Here is a 1271-nt window from a genome sequence, read left to right as displayed (position 1 = left end):
CGACAGCGTCGAAGCCTGGGGCGACGCGCAGATCCGCTGCCTCGCGCCCAGCCATCTCGACTCGCACAATCCGCTGCGCGCGAACGGCAAGCTCGCCTCGGTCTGCGGCGTCGAATACGCGGCGCAGGCGATGGCCGTGCACGGCGCGCTCGGCAGTCTCGCCGATGCCAACGCCACGGCAGCGCGTCCGCGCGCGGGCTTTCTCGCGAGCGTGCGCGGCGTCGAGGCGCAGGTCGCGCGGCTCGATACGCTGGACGCGCCGCTCATCGTCGAGGCCGAGCGCATCGGCGGCGACGGCACCACGATTCTTTACCGCTTCACGCTGCGCTGCGACGCCCGCGTGCTGCTGACGGGACGCGCGGCGGTCATGCTCGACGCGTCCGCGGCGGGGACGCTGCGACGTCCCGCCATTGATAACTGCTGAAGGGAGAACCACAATGAAAACCCATCGAATCCTGCTCGCCGCGCTGGCGCTCGGCCTGGCCAGTTCGGCCGCGTTCGCCGACGTGCACGAAGTGAAGGAAGACATCAAGCACGACACGAAGTCGGCGGCGAAGGCGACCGGCCACGCGGCGCGCGACTTCGGCCATGCCACGGCGAGCGCGGCGAAGACCGTCGGCCACGGCATCGCGCACGGCACGCGCGAAGGCTGGGACGCGACCAAGCACGCGACGCACGAAGGCTGGGACGCCACCAGGCGCACCACGAAACGCGTGTTCCACAAGGACGATGCGCCGGGCAAGGACGACGCTTAAAGCCTTCGCATCCCCTTCCTGCGCGAACACGACGGCGTGTTCATTCGACACGCCGTCGGTTTCACCCCGGGCGCGTGCGTCTCGTGCGCCGCCATGACTGCGCGACGGCATCACGCGACCACGATCGCCTCGCCCGATGCCCGCCAAACCGGGCGCGCACGCCGCTTTCCCTCCTCCGAACGGCCAATTTGCCCGCTTTTTGTCCGGTAAGCGCCCGCGACAAGGCAAAATACGGGTTTCGAGCCCGCACGGGCTCATGTTTTTTCCCGCCGGCCGCTCCGCACACGGGGCCCGAACACGGCGAAGCCGCGCGAGAGACGCAGCGGCGCCCGGCCCGGCCGGACGCTCGCCCTCGCGTGCGAGACCACTGGAGTAGTTGATGACCGAAGCCAAGATTTCCTTCGCTGGCCGCCTTTCGCTGGCCATCGGATCGTTTTTCGCCATTCTCGGCGGCGCGGGCCTCGCGGGCGGGCTGCGCCGTGTGCGTGGCGGCGAAGGCGCCGCGCGCGGGCCGCA

Annotated in this window: 2 protein-coding genes; both read left to right on the top strand. The window is 70.2% G+C overall.

Annotated features, from left to right (window positions below; all coding sequences use genetic code 11):
• On the top strand, window positions 1–424 hold a 424-nt coding region (locus tag G3N97_RS38820; RefSeq protein WP_205998001.1), incomplete at its 5' end, for a 3-hydroxylacyl-ACP dehydratase.
• A gap of 13 nt (window positions 425–437) precedes the next feature.
• A complete protein-coding gene (locus G3N97_RS38815; RefSeq protein WP_205998000.1) occupies window positions 438–755 on the top strand; it encodes a hypothetical protein in 318 nt (105 codons plus the stop codon).
• The last annotated feature ends 516 nt before the right edge of the window (window positions 756–1271 follow it).

The sequence above is a fragment of the Paraburkholderia sp. Ac-20347 genome (assembly GCF_017104805.1).
GTDB classification, from domain to species: Bacteria; Pseudomonadota; Gammaproteobacteria; order Burkholderiales; family Burkholderiaceae; genus Paraburkholderia; species Paraburkholderia tropica.
This window is presented reverse-complemented; position numbering and strand designations above follow the sequence as displayed.